The sequence below is a fragment of the Chitinophagaceae bacterium genome, from assembly GCA_016710165.1.
GTDB lineage: Bacteria > Bacteroidota > Bacteroidia > Chitinophagales > Chitinophagaceae > Ferruginibacter.
In genome coordinates, this window is the sequence record JADJLJ010000002.1 from 400,314 (window position 1) to 418,084 (window position 17,771).

Consider the following 17,771-nt stretch of genomic DNA (forward strand, 5'->3'; position numbering starts at 1 on the left):
AAATACCCGGCCCTTGGTTATTTTCATAGAATAAATACGTGAGCGATGCCTTTTTTTATTGGTAACGGATAGTAAAAAGCACAGGGCAGATGGTTTTTTTTACAGGTATTTTGAGCAGAATCATCCTGTACCGGGTAATTACCCGATGGGCTGCCGGCAAATAAAAAAGGCTGCCGGAACGGCAGCCTTTTTTATTAAGAAAAGAAGATCAGATCTTGCCTACCATTTTTTCGGGCACCACCCATTCATCAAATTCTTTTTCAGTCAAGTATCCCAGCTTAACGGCCATTGCTTTTAAGGTGGTATGTTCTTTATGCGCTTTTTGAGCAATTTCTGCCGCTTTGTAATACCCGATCTTTGTGTTCAGGGCCGTAACCAGCATCAGCGAATTGTCAACATGTTTTTTAATATTTTCTTTGATCGGTTCTATGCCTGCCGCACATTTGTCATTGAAGGAAACACAGCCATCACCGATCAGCCGGGCGCTGTGCAGGAAATTATAGATCATCACCGGCTTGAAAACATTCAGTTCAAAATGGCCGGTAGCGCCACCGATATTGATGGCCACATCATTTCCCATCACCTGTGCAGCGATCATTGTCAATGCCTCACATTGTGTGGGATTAACTTTCCCGGGCATGATGGAAGAACCCGGTTCATTGTCCGGTATGAAGATCTCACCAATGCCGCTTCTTGGTCCGCTTGACAGCATGCGGATGTCGTTTGCGATCTTCATTAAACTCACGGCAACGGTTTTCAGGGCGCCGTGGGCCTCCACAATGGCATCATGGGCGGCCAGGGCTTCAAATTTATTCTCTGCTGTTCTGAAAGGCAGGCCGGTGAGTTTCGCAATATGCCTGGCCACGTTCAAATCATAGTTGGGAGGGGTGTTGATGCCTGTTCCAACAGCTGTACCGCCCAACGCCAGTTCACCCAGGTGGTCCAGCGTGTTTTTGATCGCCTTCAGTCCATGATCCAGCTGAGAAACATAACCGCTGAATTCCTGCCCCAGGGTAAGCGGGGTTGCATCCATAAAATGGGTGCGTCCTATCTTAACCACTTTCTTAAATGCCTTTGCTTTTTTATCAAGGGTATCTCTCAGTTTTTTTATTCCGGGAATAGTGGTCTCAACCAGGATCTTATACGCTGCAATGTGCATGGCAGTAGGGAACGTGTCATTGCTGCTCTGGCTTTTGTTCACATCATCGTTTGGATGCAGGTATTTTTCTTTGTCAGACAGTTTGCCGCCATTCAGCACATGTCCCCGGTAAGCGATCACTTCATTTACATTCATATTGCTTTGGGTGCCGCTGCCCGTTTGCCAGACAACCAATGGGAAATAGTCATTCAGTTTTCCATCGAGGATCTCTTTACTTACTTTGCCGATCAGGTCCGCTTTCTTTTTTGTCAACACGCCGGCATCATAATTGGTTAATGCAGCGGCATGTTTTAAATAGGCAAATGCCCGGATGATCTCTTTCGGCATCCGGTTAATGTCCTGTGCTATTTTAAAGTTGTCAATGCTGCGTTGGGTCTGTGCACCATAATACGCATCCAGGGGTACTTTTACTTCACCCATCGTGTCTTTTTCTATCCTGTATTCCATATAGTCTGTTGGTTTTAAATGAACGGGACAAAGGTACGCCACGCCGGCAAAAAGTAATGCCTGGTCTTTGTATTCATTTCAAATGAGGAATTGCCTTGTATGAATGTGGTCGGTGAGGACACCGACCACGGCGATCCGCCCGGATAAATAGCAATGCTTATATTTTCTTTTTATATTGCAGTAAACAAGGTTATGGCAAAATATAAGCAGGTTTGTTTCCTTTTTTTCTTTCTCATTATTTCAACCGCTATCACCGCACAGGGTAAATTTGATTATAAGGTACCGGATGACCCACAGGTAAGGCAAAAGCTGAAAGAATGGGGCGATATGAAATTTGGCCTTATGATCACCTGGGGACCGTACAGCCAGTGGGGTGTGGTGGAAAGCTGGAGCCTTTGCCCGGAGGACGAAGGCTGGTGCGAACGGAAAGGGCCCTATTCAAGGGACTGGTACGAATACAAAAAAGCCTATGAGAACCTTCAGACTACTTTCAACCCGGTAAGGTTCAATCCCGAAAAATGGGCGGCTGCAGCTAAAGATGCCGGGATGCGGTATGTGCTTGCCATGGCAAAGCACCACGATGGTTTCTGCATGTTTGATACAAGGACAACGGACTATAAAATAACCGATGCAAAAACACCCTTCTCGAAAGATCCGAGAAGCAATGTCACCCAAGAAATATTAAATGCATTCCGGAAAGAAGGCATGATGCCCGGTATTTATTTTTCCAAGCCCGATTGGCATGCTCCCGATTACTGGTGGAGTTATTTCCCGCCCAAGGACCGGAACCCGACCTACGATACAAAAAAATACCCGGAGATATGGAAGCGCTTTAAAGATTTTACCTACACCCAGTTTGAGGAATTGATGAGCAACTACGGGAAGGTTGACCTGTTATGGCTGGATGGAGGCTGGGTACGCCCCTTCAGCAGCATCGACAGTTCGGTAAGCTGGCAAAAAAGCATTCCCTACGACCAGGATATTGATATGCCCCGGATCGCTGCCATGGCAAGAGGTAAACAGCCGGGCATGCTGATCGTGGACAGGACCGTAGCGGGTGAATATGAGAATTATCTTACGCCGGAAGCAATGATACCCAGCGAGACCAATCCCATTCCCTGGGAAAGCTGTATGCCCATGTCCACTTCCTGGTCTTATATTCCCAATGCAAAGAATAAACCGGCCAATACATTGATCCATATGCTGTGCAGTGCAGTGAGTAAAGGCGGGAATTTTTTATTGAATGTAGCCCCCGGACCCGATGGAGAGTGGGATGATTCTTCCTACTACCGGTTGAAAGAGATCGGTGCCTGGATGAAGGTGAACTCAGAAGCCATTTACGGAACAACATTCATCAAACCTTACCGGGAAGGCAGGTTTGTTTTCACAAAAAAAGGCAATGCGGTGTATGCCATTTACCTGGCGGATGAAAATGAAGTGCAGATGCCTTCCACGATCGGGATCAGCAGTTTTGAAAGGAAGCCGTCAACCAGCGTTTACCTGCTGGGATATGACAAACCTTTGGCACTTGATAAGAAGAACAATACGATCCGAATTACTGTACCGGAAAAACTGCGGAATGATCCGCCCGCAAAACACGCATGGGTCTTTAAGATCTCAGATCAATAATTCAATTAAAGGAAATGAAAAAAACAGTTCTGCTCTGTCTTTCGTTGGCAACGATGGGATTTTCTTTTGCCCAAACCTACCAGCCTAACTGGCAATCGCTTGACCAGCGGCCCACTCCGCAATGGTTCCGGGACGCCAAATTCGGCATCTTCATTCATTGGGGGGTTTATGCCGTACCGGGCTGGAGTACAAAGGGCAATTATGCAGAATGGTACCAGCAGGGATTGCAGACAACGGATACGGCCCGGCAGCGATATCATAAAGCAAAATTTGGCAGCAGATCTTACTATGATCTTGCAAACGATTTTAAAGCAGAATTATTCAACCCGGATGAATGGGCAAGTCTTTTTGAACAATCAGGAGCAAAGTATATTGTACTTACTTCAAAGCATCATGATGGATTTACGCTGTGGCCAAGTAAGGAAGCAGATAAAACATGGGGCTTTAAGTGGAATGCAGTTGACGTAGGTCCTGAACGGGATCTTCTCGGAGATCTTTTTAAAGCCGTTCGGAAAACTCCTGTTCGTGCAGGGATGTATTTCTCTTTATACGAATGGTTCAACCCGTTATGGAAGGCAGATAAGAACAGGTATGCAGCAGAACACGCCTGGCCGCAGATGAAGGACCTGATCAACACCTACCAGCCCGACGTTTTCTGGACCGATGGTGACTGGGAAGCCCCGCCGGAGACATGGAAGAGCCAGGAATTCTTAACCTGGTTGTATAATGAAAGCCCGGTTAAGGACAAAGTGGTGGTGAACGACCGGTGGGGAGAGGGCGTACGGTTCAAACATGCCGGAGTCTACACACCCGAGTATCAGCCGGAGCTTGATTTTGAGGACCATTACTGGGAAGAGAGCAGGGGCATGGGTTACAGCTATGGTTATAACCGGGAAGAAGATGCATGGGATTATAACTCTGCACAGTCTTTGGTGCTGCAGTTAATAGATAAAGTAAGTCGTGGAGGAAATTTCTTACTGGATATTGGTCCGGATGAACACGGGAAGATCCCTCCCATAATGCAGGAGCGTTTATTGCAAATGGGAGCCTGGCTTAAAATAAACGGGGAAGCTATTTACGGAACTTCCAGGTGGAAGATACACAGCCAGTGGAGTGAAGGCAACCGGGAATACAAAGACCGGAGTGGTGACATGCTTTTAAAAATAACCGTTGACCCCGATCCGGGCTATGCGGTGAAAGAAGTTTTTTATACATACAACAGCAGCACAAATACACTGTATGCCATTTTCCCAAGATACCCGGATGATAAAAAACTGCTCCTGAAGGATGTCAGCCTTTCTGCCGGAACAGCGGTCAGTTTCTTATCCACAAAAGAAGAATTACAGTGGCAGCAGCAGGGAGGCAATACTGTCATCGGTTTACCGGAATACAATCCCAATAAAATAAGGTCGCCTTATGCTTTTGTCCTTAAGATCGGTGATTATGGAAAGTTTTCTCCTAAACCAGCAATTAAAGCAACGTATGGAAAAGGCGCAACAAAACCCGTGATCAGTTTATCGGTTGCAGGTGCAGAAACAATACGTTACACAACTGATGGTACTGAACCGGGACCGAAATCTCCGGTTTATTCAAAGCCATTCAGTATTGATAAGACAAGTATCATCAGGGCAAAAGCTTACCAGGCAGGCGCTTTACCAGGTGCAACATTGGAGGAAAAAGTGAAAACATACGATTGGAAAAATGCGGCGAAAACAGGAAACGTGAAACGGGGAATAGTATATAATTACTATCAGCCTGATAAAAATATCAATATGATTTCCTCATTCAAAACCAGCCTGGTGAGTTCGGGTATTGCTGATGTGATCACGGTAGCCAAAAAGCAGCGGGTTGATAAATTTGCTTTTGAGTTCAACGGCTACATAAAGGTTGCCGGCGATGCAGTGTATACTTTCTATACCCGATCCGACGATGGCAGTAAATTGTTCATTGATGATGAAGAAGTGGTGGATAACGACGGGGATCACGGTACCGTTGAAAAGAGCGGTAAGGCAGCATTGAAAAAGGGCTTTCACAAGATCAGGGTTATTTATTTTGACAGCGGCGGCGGTAATGAACTGAAAGTTCTGATGCAACCGGGGGGTGGGAAAAAAGAAGAGTTGCCGGCAGGAATATTATTTCATTAATTTACCGGTATGAACCAGGCCAAAAATAAATTCCTCTTTCCCCTGATACTTGTTACCAGCCTTTTTTTCCTGTGGGGGCTGGCATATGGTTTACTGGATGTTCTGAATAAGCATTTCCAGGAATCGCTTGATATCACCAAAACACGTTCCACCCTGCTGCAGGCTGCTTATTTCGGCGCTTACTTCCTGGTTGCCTTTCCCGCAGCCATGTTCATGAATAAATATGGATATAAAAAGGGGATCATTGCAGGCCTGCTGTTGTATGCTATTGGGGCCTTCCTTTTTTACCCGGCAGCACAGCAATCCAGTTTTAATTTTTTCCTTATCTCGCTTTTTATCCTTGCCTCCGGGCTTGCCTGCCTGGAAACGGCCGCCAATCCATATGTAACGGTATTGGGAGAGCCGGGCACTTCGGCATTCCGCCTGAACCTTTCTCAGTGCTTTAATGGAGTGGGGTCATTCATCGGGCCCATCATTGCAGCCAATCTCTTTTTCGGGAGCAATAACGAAAAGGGGGATCTTGGTTCTGTTCAGTTTGTCTACATCATTATTGGCGCCCTTGTATTAGTGGTAGCTGCCTTATTCCTGAGAACGGCTTTGCCGGAAATAAAAGAAAGCACCCTGGTTTCAGAGAGCGAACAGGATGCAAAGCCATTAGTGAAGCACAGCCATTTTGTTAATGCGGTGGTTGCCCAGTTCTTTTATGTAGCGGCACAGGTGGGTGTAGCCGCATTGTTCATTAATTATTGCACCGAAGCCGATACCGGTATTACTGCATCCAAAGCATCTTACCTGCTTTCGGTAAGCTTGCTCCTTTTTACCATGGGCAGGTTTGCCGGTACGGCATTGATGCGTAAAATAGCTCCCAACAAACTTTTGATGGTTTATTCACTGATCAATATTCTCTTGTGTATATCTGTGGTATGGACGAAAGGGTGGATATCTGTTTATGCCCTTATGGCGATCTTCTTTTTTGAATCCATCATGTTCCCGACCATTTTTGCCCTCGGGGTGAAAGATCTGGGGCATCATACAAAAAAAGGGTCCTCCTTTATCATCATGTCAATTGTTGGCGGAGCATTGGTACCCTATGTGATGGGAATGTTATCCGAGCAGTCAACTGCAAATGCCTATATCGTACCTTTACTTTGCTTTGTGGTAGTAGCATGGTTTGGATGGAAAGGATATAAAATAAAAGAATAACTATGTTTCGCCTGGATAATAAAATTGCGGTGGTTACCGGTGCAGGCAGCGGCATCGGCAGGGCCATTGCCGTTACATTCGCAAAACAGGGAGCAGTGGTTCATGTTCTTGAACTGAATATGGATAGTGCTGCTGAAGTTGTTCGTGAAATTAAAGAGACTGGCGGGAAGGCCTTTGTGCATTCCTGCAATGTGGCCAGCCAAAAAGAAGTGATCGCGGTATTTGAGAACATCGGTACGGTCCATATTCTTGTTAACAATGCAGGTATTGCCAATATCGGGAAAGCAGATACCACCACAGAAACCGATTTTGACAGCGTAATACAGGTGAATGTAAAAGGAGTTTATAATTGCATCCATGCTGCCATACCGCAATTGAGAAAAGCAAAGGGGGGAAGTATCATCAATATGGCATCCATTGCTGCACATGTTGGTTTGCCTGACCGCTTTGCTTACAGCACGGCAAAGGGTGCGGTAATGGCGATGACACTTAGTGTTGCCAAAGATTATATACAGGAGAACATCCGGTGCAACTCAATTTCCCCTGCCCGGGTACATACACCCTTCGTGGATGGGTTCCTGAAAAGATCATACCCGGGAAAAGAAGAGGAAATGTTTGAAAAACTCTCCAAAACCCAGCCCATCGGCCGTATGGGCAGGCCTGATGAAGTAGCTGCATTGGCTCTTTATCTCTGCAGTGATGAAGCGTCTTTCATAACCGGGTGTGATTACCCGGTCGATGGCGGATTTATTAAACTGAATAATTAAATGTATTTATGAAACTGATCCGCTATGGTGATGCAGGCAGGGAAAAGCCTGCTGTCATTATCAATGATGGCTGGTTTGATGTATCCGGTTACGTGGATGATTACAATGAGAAGTTTTTTGAGAATGACGGACTTTCGTCATTGAAAAAGATCATTGATGAAAGATCCCTAAAACCGGTTCCGGTAAACACAAGGCTCGGTTCGCCAGTCGCCCGGCCATCAAAGATCATCTGCATCGGGTTGAATTATTCCGACCATGCAAAGGAGAGCAATATGCAGTTACCTGCTGAGCCGGTCATTTTCTTTAAAGCAACAAGTGCGATCGTTGGCCCCAACGATGACCTGGTAATTCCTAAAAACAGTGTGAAGACCGATTGGGAAGTGGAACTGGCGGTAGTGATCGGTAAAAAGGCATCTTATATTGAGGAGGGAGATGCCTTGAACCATGTAGCCGGGTATGTATTGCACAATGATTACAGCGAACGGGAATTTCAACTGGAGAGAAGCGGCCAGTGGGTGAAGGGAAAGAGTTGCGACACGTTTGCGCCGCTTGGCCCCTGGCTTGCCACCCGGGATGAGGTAGCGGATGTAAATAACCTCCGGCTTTGGTTAACCGTAAATGGCAGGATCATGCAGGATGGCAATACAAAAAACCTGGTATTTACTGTTCCGCACCTGGTTGCTTATGTAAGCCGGTTCATGACCTTGTTGCCCGGCGATGTCATTTCAACCGGAACACCGGCAGGTGTGGGAATGGGACAAAAACCAGCACCCGTTTATATTAAACCCGGTGATGTGATCGAGTTGGGGATCGACGGGTTGGGGAGCAGCAAACAAACAGCGAGGGCGTATTCATCAAAGTGACACAGCTAAAACGATATTGCCTTGCCCTGGACCTGAAAGATGACCCGGCTTTTATCCGGGAGTATGAAGAACATCACAGGCATGTCTGGCCCGAAATAATAAAAAGCATCAAGGATTCCGGCATTGAAGTGCTGGATATTTACCGCACGGGCAACAGGCTGTTCATGATCATTGAAGCAGGGGATGATTTCAGTTTTGAAAAAAAATCAGCTGCGGATGCATCCAACCCGGACGTGCAGGAATGGGAAGAACGGATGTGGAAATTCCAGCAGGCATTGCCCTGGGCAAAACCAGGACAGAAGTGGGTCATCATGGATAAAATCTTTGAACTGCCATGACCATCGATTCACACGTTCATTTCTGGACTTTTGATGCGGTGAGAGATTCCTGGATCACGGATGATATGAAGATCCTGCGTCGGAATTTTTTACCTGAACATTTATCAATCCTGCTAAAAGAAAATGAAATGGCAGGTTGCGTGGCGGTACAGGCAGACCGGGCGAAACGGAAACGGACTTCCGGCCCGCCTTTCAGAAACCAGCCCGTTCATCAAAGGCGTGGTTGGCTGGGTTGACCTGCAGGATGAGCATATCGGTCAGCGGCTGGAATATTTTTCCCGCTTTCCCATCATCAAAGGATGGCGGCATATTGTACAGGCGGAACCGGATGGTTTTTTAGCAGGAAATAAATTTAAGCGTGGCATACGGGCATTGGCCGCATTCAATTACACCTACGATCTGCTGGTCTACCATCACCAGTTAAGGCATGCACTGGAGTTTGTATCAGGATTTCCGGAACAAAGATTTGTGATCGATCATTGCGCCAAGCCTGATATCAGGAATAATAAAATAGATGACTGGAAAATGTATATGAAGGAAATGGCTTCGTTCCCAAACCTGTATTGCAAATTATCCGGGTTGCTGACCGAAGCGAAATGGAAAGAATGGAAGGAGGCTGATCTTTATCCTTATCTTGATACGGTTTTTGAACTGTTTGGAACCGACCGTTTGCTTTTTGGCAGCGACTGGCCGGTATTGCAGCTTTCGGGTAGCTATGGGCAATGGAAAGACCTGCTGGTCAGATACATGGAAAAATATTCAGAAGCAGACCGGCAAAAAATATTTGGCCTCAATGCAATAAAATTTTATAACCTTTAATTATGGATCTCGGGTTAAAAGATAAGGTCATCATGGTCAGCGGCGGCGCCAAGGGTATTGGCGCAGGGATAACAAGGGCTCTTGCACTGGAAGGTGCCATGCCGGTCATTATCGGCAGGAATGAGGCTGACAATGAATCAATGCTATCTGAAATCGGGGGTAAAGGTTTTGCTGTGACGGCTGAACTTACAAAACCGGATGAATGTAAAAAGGCGGTTGATTCCGTGATCAATAAATTCGGAAAGATCGATGGACTGGTAAATAATGCCGGCGTAAATGACGGGGTAGGGCTGGAAGACGGAAATTATGATTCTTTCATGGCTTCTTTGCATAAGAACCTGGTACATTATTACCTGTTAGCGCACTTCGCATTACCAGGATTAATTAAAAGCAGGGGATCCATTGTGAATATCGGTAGCAAAGTTGCTGAAACCGGGCAGGGTAATACTTCTGCCTATGCTGCTTCCAATGGTGGCCGTAATGCACTGACGAGAGAGTGGGCGGTGGAGTTATTAAAATACGGGATACGGGTCAATGCCGTCATCGTTGCCGAATGTTATACACCCCTTTATGAGAAATGGATAAACTCCTTATCCGACCCGGCACTGAAATTAAGTTCCATCACCGAAAAGGTACCATTGGAAAAACGAATGACCACTGCGGAGGAGATCGCCAACATGGTAGTATTTCTGCTTTCGGGAAGATCAAGCCACACCACCGGGCAGTTGATCCATGTGGATGGGGGATACACACATCTTGACCGGGCATTATAACTGAATGAAACTTTTTCTGATCATATTTTTTGTTTGTTGCCCGTTGCTTTTCCGGGCGCAGACTGTAATTCCCAAACCCACCAAAGCACAGCTTGTCTGGCATGATATGGAGTTTTATCTTTTCATGCACTTTGGACCCAATACATTTACTGACCTGGAATGGGGGCATGGCACAGAAAAAGAAGAGGTCTTCAATCCTACAAACCTGGATTGTGAGCAATGGTGCCGTATTGCAAAAGCATCAGGGGCAAAGGGGATCATCATCACCGCCAAGCACCACGACGGGTTTTGTTTATGGCCCAGTAAGTTTTCGAAACATACTGTCCGGGAAAGCAAATGGAAGAATGGAAAGGGAGATGTACTTAAGGAATTATCGGCCGCCTGCAGGAAATACGGGTTGAAGTTCGGGGTTTATATCTCTCCCTGGGACAGGAACCACCCCGATTACGGAACAGAGAAATACAACGATGTGTTTGTGAATATGATGAAGGAGCTGTTCACCAGCTATGGCCCCATCTGGGAACTCTGGTGGGATGGCGCCAATGGCGAGGGGCCCAATGGAAAGAAACAGGTGTATGACTGGAAGCGGTTTGAGAGAACTGTCCGTGAACTTTCACCCCGTACTGTTGTGTTCAGTGATATCGGTCCCGATATCCGCTGGGTGGGAAATGAAAGCGGTATTGCCGGGGTCACCAACTGGAATACACTGGATACTGCAGGTTTTACAAGGGGTGCAGGCGGCCCCCCAGGATACTCTAAACACAGGAAATGTAAATGGAAAGAACTGGATACCGGCCGAATGTGATGTGAGTATAAGACCCGGCTGGTTTTACCATAAGGCAGAAGACAGCAAAGTAAAAACGCCTGAACAGTTATTTGATCTGTATTTAAAAAGTGTTGGGCGTGGGGCAAATTTATTATTGAATGTACCACCCGATGGGAGAGGGTTGATACATGAGAATGATTCGACGGCGTTGGTTGGATTTAAGAAATTGAAAGGAGGAAGTTTTAGCAACAATCTTGCAAAAAATTCAATAGTTAATATTACTTATGGGCACGCTCTGTTTACTACAAAAAAACTAACTGATGATAATAGTCAAACAATAGAAACATTTCAAGATCCGGATGAAGATGTTAAGGCAATTGGAAATGATGGTATCAATATTTCATTCAAAGCAAAGACCGAAATAAATTGTATTTCCATAAATGAAGCATTAGTACATGGACAAAGAGTGAGAATATTTGAGGTCATATTAATGGATGAAAACGTAAAAGTATTGTCCCGGATACCGGGGAAAACAATTGGCCGAAAGAGAATAATCACTTTTGAAAAACAAAAAGTAAGGAATATCAATATTCGCTTTTTTGAAGCAAAGAATAATCCAATTATCAGCGAAGTTGGCGTGTACCTAATTGACGAAAAACTCGTTGAAAAATAATTTGACGCATGGCAGCTGCAGGATAATTACCCGGTAAAGACCATGGAGGATGAGGGCATATTCATTCAGAAGACCTCAATGGTGACTGTTGCCTTTTTTATTCCGGCAACATCCCTGAAAGCCAGTATAAGGTTTATCTTGTGATCGCTTTTTTCTTTGGGCGAAAAAACATGGAACTCACTTCCATAACTGCCATCCTGTTTGGAAAAACTGAATTTATCTGAAAGCCCTTTCTGTATTTTGTCTGACAGATCGTTAAAGACCCCCGTTCCCCATGCTTCATGCCCGTTATCCACGTAAATGGCAGCATACCGGGTCTTGTTGAGTACCTGGGTAGTGTATTTGCGGAATATTACCCTGCAACTGGCTGCACCTTTAAGCTGGTAGGACGTATTGTAAACATAGTTGCCTATGCCCATCATGTTCGTCTTTGTTTCCGATTTGTTCTCTTCTCCCTTGATCGATTCAAATTTTGATTCTGCCAGTAACACTAATTCCTGAAGCTGTACAGCCAATGTTGTTTGTGAATTATTTACCCTGGTTGACTTTACCGGCCGCCTCTGCGCAGGAAGCTGATAATAAATTATTGCGAAACTGAGAACAAAAAAGAATGCTTTCATGGTAAAAAAGTTTGTTGATTAAATGATGCTTATTTAATGGCTGACCATGAATTTCTCCACGCCCATAACCTTTCCATCTTTGCTGAGTACGGCCAGGTAGGTACCGGCAGCCAGTTCATGAACCGGCAGAGAATACGTACCTGCATTCAGGATTATCTCTTTCAGTTTTTTACCCGAGGCGTCAAAGATCAATAAACTTGCAGGAAGCTGATTGGTCTTTATAACCAGGTCAGCACCGTTCGTGGGGTTATTGTATAATGCAAAGCGGATATCATCGCCGAACTTTGCAGTTTTTGTTTCTGAATACTGCAGGCTGTTGTCAATGTCCACTTCTTTCAGGCGGTAATAGTTAATTCCTTTTTTTGGCCCGGGATCAAAATAATTGTAATTAATATGTGCAGTGCTGTTGCCTGCTGCTTTTACCGATCCAATCTTTTCAAAATGCAAACCATCCATGCTTCGCTCAATATCAAAGCGGTCGCTGTTCTGTTCGGTGGCCGTTTGCCAGCTAAGGTGTGCCTTCTTCCCTTCCGCCGTTACATTAAAATAGACCAGTTTAACCGGCAGTGGCTCATCTTTATCAAACTGGATCACGTTGGTAAGCGACCATTTCCCATTGGCTTCTTTGGTGCGGATAAAAAGATAATGAAGTCCATTGGGTATGCCGGATAAGCTGGCCCCGAAAGAAAAATCCGGCACATTGGTCCCTAACCCGGTTCCAAAGGGTATGGCTGTTCCGTTGCCAAAGCCGGGATCGGTATCAAAGAAATATTCTCCACCCAGCAGGTTATCCCGGGCAATGTCCTTAAAGAATAGCCAGCGGCTGGTGAGCGACCATGTTCCGTTAACGTCTTTTGTTCGCAGGTAAACAGAGTGCAGGCCCATTCCGAATGGACTGATGTCGACCGGTATCAGTACATTGCTGATGTTTGTACCTGCACTGACAGCAACATCGGTTCCATTGCCAAACCCCGGATCGGTATCAACAAAATACTCAGCCTTGTTTACATTGCCGGCTGCAAAGTCCTTTACAAACAGCCAGCGTCTTGTTAAAGACCAGTTTCCGCCATCATCTCTTGAACGCAGGTAAACATTGTGAAGCCCTTTTCCCAGTGCAGATATGTCGACCGGGATCAGCAGGTCGGTAATATTTGCTGCAGCTGTTATGGAAACATTGGTTCCGTTGCCAAACCCCGGATCGGTATCAATAAAATACTCAACCTTATTGATGACCTGGGCGTTCAGTTGCATGAACGTGAACAGCAATATCAGGATCCCGGCATATTTAGCTGCTTTCATGACTCCGTCTTATTAATTATTTGTTCTTGTGCTGATGGTGATATTGAGTGTATTGGATGTAACCGTGACCGGGGCAGAAAGCTTATAGATGCTCGGCACATTTGAAATACCCGACAATACATAGGAAATCCCGGTTGCAGAAGATCCGAATATGCCGCAATCACCTCCTGCAGAAACACCGTTCCAGGCGGCGCCGATGGCCGGGCTGCCGGCTTTCAGCTGCCAGCGGCTGTCTTCGCTGAAACCCGGGTTGGTATTGGCCACGTCTTCAAAAACGGTTGACATGGGTACACCCGACTGGTTGCTGTTCAGTGTTCCGAACTGCGTGGAATTGCCAATGTTGCTGCGGCTGTCACAACTGGTCAGATTTACCGTATGAGTATTCACGCAGATATTATTCCATACCCTGAATCCAGTTAAATTACTTACCCCGAATGAAGAAGCAGATGATATGATATTATTCATGAAATCCCCATTGCTGGTTGAGCCAAAGCTTATCGCATTTGCAATTACATTGTTATTGACCTGGAGGTTGGTAGCAGGGTTGCCATCCCCGCCGATGGATGCATTGGATACATTATCAATATAATTCTGGAGCACCTGGATATTGCTGCTCAAACCCAGTGTAATATTGGCTAACCTGTTCCTGCGGATGATGATATTGGAAACCCCGTTTGTAACGGTCAGGGTATTGCTTAAGGTAACACCTTCCAGCACACTTCCATTGCTCCCGGTATTGAACAGCACGGTCGACAACAGCGATGTGGCAGGATTGGCCTGCAGGTCCGGATTTGCATTGCCTCCCGGCGTTCCCAGTAAATAGCCGTTGCCGATGATGATAAGTTGTTTTGAAAGCGTAAGGGCGCCATACGATGCCCCACTGGCTTCCAGATGAACGGTATCGCCATTCAGCACGCTGACTGAATTATTAGCAGCCTGGGCGGTTGTAAAGTCTGCCGGAACACCCGTGTTATTCACCCGCCAGATCTTTGCAGAAGCATTTACAACCAGGAAAAAACTACTAAAAAGAAGGGAAAGATATTTTTTCATAAAGAGTTCATTTGACCTTACGAAACTATCTTCCTGGTAAGGATTGGTCAATACTCCCGTGAGAGTATTTTTAAACGGGCCAAATGTACGGGATGATCAATGCGCCACTGAAACGGTGATGCCTGTTCCTTTACCCGGGGAGGAATCAATGGTAAAAACCAGGTTAGCTTCTTCAGCCCTTTGCTTCATGTTTTGCAGACCGTAATGACCGGATGGATTGCCGGCATTTGAGTTAAACCCCTTCCCGTTGTCACGGATGGTAATGGAAAATATATCATTGGTTGAATGGGCTGAAAGGATCAGTACGGATGCACCGGCATGTTTACACACATTGGCGATGGCTTCCTGGCAGATGCGGAATAATTGAAGGGCCTGGCCGGAATTCAACTGCAGGTTTGTATCAATGCGTTCCTCTGTTTGTAAACGGATGGCCGGAAAAGCATCAAGATATCTTGCTGCATGACTGACCAGTTTGTCAAAAAAGTCAATGGCGCTTATCTTGTCTTTGTTCAGTATCCAGATCGTTTCCCTCAGTGTCTGCATCAGTTCACCGGCTCCTTCTTTCAGGCGGTTGATCTTCTGTTCCACCGGCTGTTCACCTTCCTGTGCCATTTGAAGTTGCTGGATATTATTGCTCAGCCAGCTTACCTGGGCGCCCAGGTTATCATGGAGGTCGCGGCTGAGCCTTTCTTTTTCTTTCTGCACTTCCTGGCCCAGTTGAAGTTGTCTCAGTTTTTTCTGGTACCTGTTCCTGGAAATGAAATAAAAGATACCGCCTACGGCAGCAAGTACCAGTAGGGCAAAAATTATCCTGGCCCAGCTGGTTTGATACCAGGGGGGTAAAATATGTATCTTCAGCACTAGGGGTTCCTTACTCCATACGCCTTCGTAGTTGGCACCCAGTACATAAAGCTGGTATTCACCGGGTGGAAGAATATACTGAACGGTGTTGTTTGTTTGCGGAAGTGTCCAGTCTGCCTGGAATCCTTTTAACCAGAATTTATACTGGTTTTTCTCCGGTACGGTAAAATCCATGTACGAGAATGACAGGCTAAGATTATTTTGCCGGTGATCTAACCGGAGGGTATTGAAAAACTCAGGCTGCAGGTTAGGTAAGTAAGGTTGATTATTCACCAGTAGTTGGGTTAGCATTGTCCGGGAAGGCTCGCCTTTGCTTACTAAGTTCCGGGGTTTGAAGAAATTAATTCCGTTCACGCCTGCAAAATACAAGGTGCCATCAGCGCCCTTGCAGTAACCTTTTGTGTTGAACTCATCGCCTTGCAGACCCTCCCTGGCCGAATAGCTGGTTACCCGGAAGGAAGGATCGATCTTTGCCAGCCCGCGGTTGGTACTTATCCAGCCATTTCCCTCCTCATCAAACAACACACTGTATACAAATGAATTTGGCAGGCCGTCTTTTGTATTCAGGTGCCTGGTCATTTTATTATCCTTCAGGATGTATAAACCATCGGTTGTTGCCAGCCATATACTGCCATCGGGACTCCGGTTGATATGCTTTACATAGGTTTGCGGGAGGGGGATCTTTTGAAAATAATTGTTTTCATATAGCCATACCCCGGTCAGCGTGCCTATGAAGATCCTCCCGGAACCATCGTTAAAAAAACTGGTGATCAGATCTTTTTCCGGAAGGGTGCAGATGGGGGAGCTGGAAAAACCGGTTTTATCTTTCCGGATGGAAAGGATGCTGTTATTATAGCTGAACCATATCTCTCCATCCCGGATCTTTTGCATACCCAATTCAAAGACCCGGAAAACAGAATCGGTACGGGGCAGCAAATGGGATAACAGTTGCAGCTTACCGGTACGGGTATCAACCCCATAGAGTTCCTGCAGGGTTGATTTTACAATAAGTGTAATGGAATCGATCATTGCCATGGCGCGGGGGCTGCCAAACTTTTTGTGTTGTCCGGGCAATTCGATCTTCTGAATGAATTTTCCTTCTTTATCATATACTTCAATGTCGCCGAAGTAGATGCCGGCAAATACTTTTCCCCGGTCATCGGTTGCCAGTGTGTAGGTCAGTGCATTTTTAACGGGCCGGCTGAACCCGTTGAATTTTTGCAGGGAGATAACTTTAATGCCACCGATACCGTTGTATCCAAGCCAGTTGTTCTGGTGATGATCGGCCGTTGCGGTATTGAAGTAGCGGATCATGTCTCCCGGAAAATATTCATCATGCGGGAATACGGTAAGGGTTTCTTTAGGGGCATCGTACAACCATATTTTATGGATCCCCGGAAGCAGGTATTGATCGTTGGCAATCTTCCTTGGCAGCACGGCGTACCGGGTATTAAGGTCTCCGGCATCCGGGGGCGATCGAAGGACCTTTACCGGGGTAAATGGATCCTTTGCCAATGCCTTATACAACCTGTTGTCCGACACGATCACCAGGCTGTCTTTACCACAGGAATAAGAAAATGTACTTTTATCTTTCCGGGTTGCTGAACTGTTTTATTCCACTGCCGGTTACCTGGTAAAGGTCGCCGCTTTTTTCCTGTCCTTCCCTGAACCAGAGCTTATCGCCTTTCGATCGTACCCGGGACAGGATATAGATCGTGGATGCGTGAAACGTTCCGGGGAAAGGAAAAAGTTTTTTTACATGCAGCGATGTTTTATTTACCTCAAAGACCCCATAAGGATAATTAATGACCCAGACAGCGGTATCGGTCTCATTTACGCAGAACAATGGGTACCGGAACGGCAAGGAAGCCACGATGGCTGATGAAAGATCAATGAACTCATTTTTACCCTTTGGTTTAAAACAAATGCCTGTCCGGTGGGTGATCCAAAGATTTCCATCGGCATCTTCATAGATCTCTGATACGGAGTTCTCTGCAATGCTTTTTTTATCCTGTGCATCGTGTTTGAAGGTCTGGAACCGGTAGCCGTCGAACCGCTGCAGGCCATCGGCGGTGGTGATCCATAAAAATCCCTGTCTGTCAAAATGGAGGTCATTGACCGAATTGAGGCTTAACCCGTTCTCCGTGCTGTATTGAATCAACGGGCGTTGGGATTGGCCGTACAAAGCCGTAGCGGCGCAGCAGGATGCTGTGGTAAATAGAACGACTGCGTAACGGTTGATATATTTTACGATGCCAGGCAAGAGGCGTGAAAATTAGTATTAATTTAAGCTAAAAAAAATAATCGGAAGGGAGTATTGCAGATTGGGATTTTAATCAGCATTTTTGACTGAACAATAA

At 45.9% G+C, this 17,771-nt stretch carries 15 protein-coding genes and 1 pseudogene; 10 read left to right on the forward strand and 6 right to left on the reverse strand.

All coding sequences use genetic code 11. The features are described 5' to 3' along the window. Positions 1–208: 208 nt before the first annotated feature. Positions 209–1,606: a class II fumarate hydratase gene (gene fumC / locus IPJ02_12170; protein ID MBK7376282.1), complete on the reverse strand. Its 1,398-nt coding sequence runs from the start codon at positions 1,604–1,606 to the stop codon at positions 209–211. Positions 1,607–1,798: 192 nt separating this feature from the next. On the opposite strand from fumC, the gene IPJ02_12175 reads away from it, so the two are divergent. The 10 genes and pseudogenes from IPJ02_12175 to IPJ02_12220 all read left to right on the forward strand — a co-directional run bounded on the left by IPJ02_12175 (position 1,799) and on the right by IPJ02_12220 (position 11,581). Continuing rightward, positions 1,799–3,235, forward strand: coding sequence for an alpha-L-fucosidase (locus IPJ02_12175; protein MBK7376283.1), 1,437 nt, complete (start codon positions 1,799–1,801; stop codon positions 3,233–3,235). 14 nt (positions 3,236–3,249) lie between these two features. After that, the gene (locus IPJ02_12180; protein MBK7376284.1) at positions 3,250–5,379 is read left to right on the forward strand and encodes an alpha-L-fucosidase; all 2,130 of its coding nucleotides are present in this window, start codon (positions 3,250–3,252) and stop codon (positions 5,377–5,379) included. Positions 5,380–5,388: 9 nt separating this feature from the next. After that, complete coding sequence (locus tag IPJ02_12185) at positions 5,389–6,582, forward strand: sugar MFS transporter (protein MBK7376285.1); 1,194 nt, start codon at positions 5,389–5,391, stop codon at positions 6,580–6,582. Positions 6,583–6,584: 2 nt separating this feature from the next. After that, positions 6,585–7,349 (forward strand): glucose 1-dehydrogenase, encoded by a 765-nt coding sequence (locus tag IPJ02_12190; GenBank protein MBK7376286.1) that lies wholly within the window; start codon positions 6,585–6,587, stop codon positions 7,347–7,349. A gap of 8 nt (positions 7,350–7,357) precedes the next feature. Continuing rightward, positions 7,358–8,212: a fumarylacetoacetate hydrolase family protein gene (locus IPJ02_12195; GenBank protein MBK7376287.1), complete on the forward strand. Its 855-nt coding sequence runs from the start codon at positions 7,358–7,360 to the stop codon at positions 8,210–8,212. Beyond that, positions 8,209–8,550, forward strand: a complete 342-nt coding sequence (locus IPJ02_12200; protein MBK7376288.1) for an L-rhamnose mutarotase — start codon at positions 8,209–8,211, stop codon at positions 8,548–8,550. Before IPJ02_12195 ends, IPJ02_12200 begins: the two co-directional genes overlap by 4 nt. After that, positions 8,547–9,369 (forward strand): annotated as a pseudogene (locus IPJ02_12205) (amidohydrolase family protein). Before IPJ02_12200 ends, IPJ02_12205 begins: the two are co-directional and overlap by 4 nt. Positions 9,370–9,371: 2 nt before the next feature. Further along, a complete protein-coding gene (locus IPJ02_12210) occupies positions 9,372–10,142 on the forward strand; it encodes an SDR family oxidoreductase (GenBank protein MBK7376289.1) in 771 nt (256 codons plus the stop codon). Positions 10,143–10,146: 4 nt separating this feature from the next. Beyond that, positions 10,147–10,947, forward strand: coding sequence for an alpha-L-fucosidase (locus IPJ02_12215; GenBank protein MBK7376290.1), 801 nt, complete (start codon positions 10,147–10,149; stop codon positions 10,945–10,947). Between the two features lies 1 nt (position 10,948). Next, a complete protein-coding gene (locus IPJ02_12220; protein MBK7376291.1) occupies positions 10,949–11,581 on the forward strand; it encodes an alpha-L-fucosidase in 633 nt (210 codons plus the stop codon). Between the two features lie 65 nt (positions 11,582–11,646). Here IPJ02_12220 and IPJ02_12225 read toward each other — a convergent pair whose 3' ends face one another. From IPJ02_12225 to IPJ02_12245, 5 genes are all read right to left on the reverse strand, one after another. Then, on the reverse strand, positions 11,647–12,201 hold the full coding sequence (locus tag IPJ02_12225; protein ID MBK7376292.1) for a hypothetical protein: 555 nt from the start codon (positions 12,199–12,201) through the stop codon (positions 11,647–11,649). A gap of 33 nt (positions 12,202–12,234) precedes the next feature. Next, entirely contained in the window at positions 12,235–13,500 is a 1,266-nt protein-coding gene (locus tag IPJ02_12230; protein ID MBK7376293.1) for a T9SS type A sorting domain-containing protein, read from the reverse strand. 12 nt (positions 13,501–13,512) lie between these two features. Then, the gene (locus IPJ02_12235; GenBank protein ID MBK7376294.1) at positions 13,513–14,550 is read right to left on the reverse strand and encodes a hypothetical protein; all 1,038 of its coding nucleotides are present in this window, start codon (positions 14,548–14,550) and stop codon (positions 13,513–13,515) included. A 96-nt stretch (positions 14,551–14,646) separates the two neighbouring features. Beyond that, entirely contained in the window at positions 14,647–16,959 is a 2,313-nt protein-coding gene (locus tag IPJ02_12240) for a hypothetical protein (protein MBK7376295.1), read from the reverse strand. 37 nt (positions 16,960–16,996) lie between these two features. Then, complete coding sequence (locus IPJ02_12245; protein MBK7376296.1) at positions 16,997–17,674, reverse strand: hypothetical protein; 678 nt, start codon at positions 17,672–17,674, stop codon at positions 16,997–16,999. Between the last annotated feature and the right edge of the window lie 97 nt (positions 17,675–17,771).

Bases quoted from the DNA above. Each gene is read 5' to 3' on its own strand.
- fumC (MBK7376282.1), bottom strand. From the start codon at position 1,606: ATGGAATACAGGATAGAAAAAGACACGATGGGTGAAGTAAAAGTACCC.
- IPJ02_12175 (MBK7376283.1), top strand. From the start codon at position 1,799: ATGGCAAAATATAAGCAGGTTTGTTTCCTTTTTTTCTTTCTCATTATT.
- IPJ02_12180 (MBK7376284.1), top strand. From the start codon at position 3,250: ATGAAAAAAACAGTTCTGCTCTGTCTTTCGTTGGCAACGATGGGATTT.
- IPJ02_12185 (MBK7376285.1), top strand. From the start codon at position 5,389: ATGAACCAGGCCAAAAATAAATTCCTCTTTCCCCTGATACTTGTTACC.
- IPJ02_12190 (MBK7376286.1), top strand. From the start codon at position 6,585: ATGTTTCGCCTGGATAATAAAATTGCGGTGGTTACCGGTGCAGGCAGC.
- IPJ02_12195 (MBK7376287.1), top strand. From the start codon at position 7,358: ATGAAACTGATCCGCTATGGTGATGCAGGCAGGGAAAAGCCTGCTGTC.
- IPJ02_12210 (MBK7376289.1), top strand. From the start codon at position 9,372: ATGGATCTCGGGTTAAAAGATAAGGTCATCATGGTCAGCGGCGGCGCC.
- IPJ02_12215 (MBK7376290.1), top strand. From the start codon at position 10,147: ATGAAACTTTTTCTGATCATATTTTTTGTTTGTTGCCCGTTGCTTTTC.
- IPJ02_12225 (MBK7376292.1), bottom strand. From the start codon at position 12,201: ATGAAAGCATTCTTTTTTGTTCTCAGTTTCGCAATAATTTATTATCAG.
- IPJ02_12230 (MBK7376293.1), bottom strand. From the start codon at position 13,500: ATGAAAGCAGCTAAATATGCCGGGATCCTGATATTGCTGTTCACGTTC.
- IPJ02_12235 (MBK7376294.1), bottom strand. From the start codon at position 14,550: ATGAAAAAATATCTTTCCCTTCTTTTTAGTAGTTTTTTCCTGGTTGTA.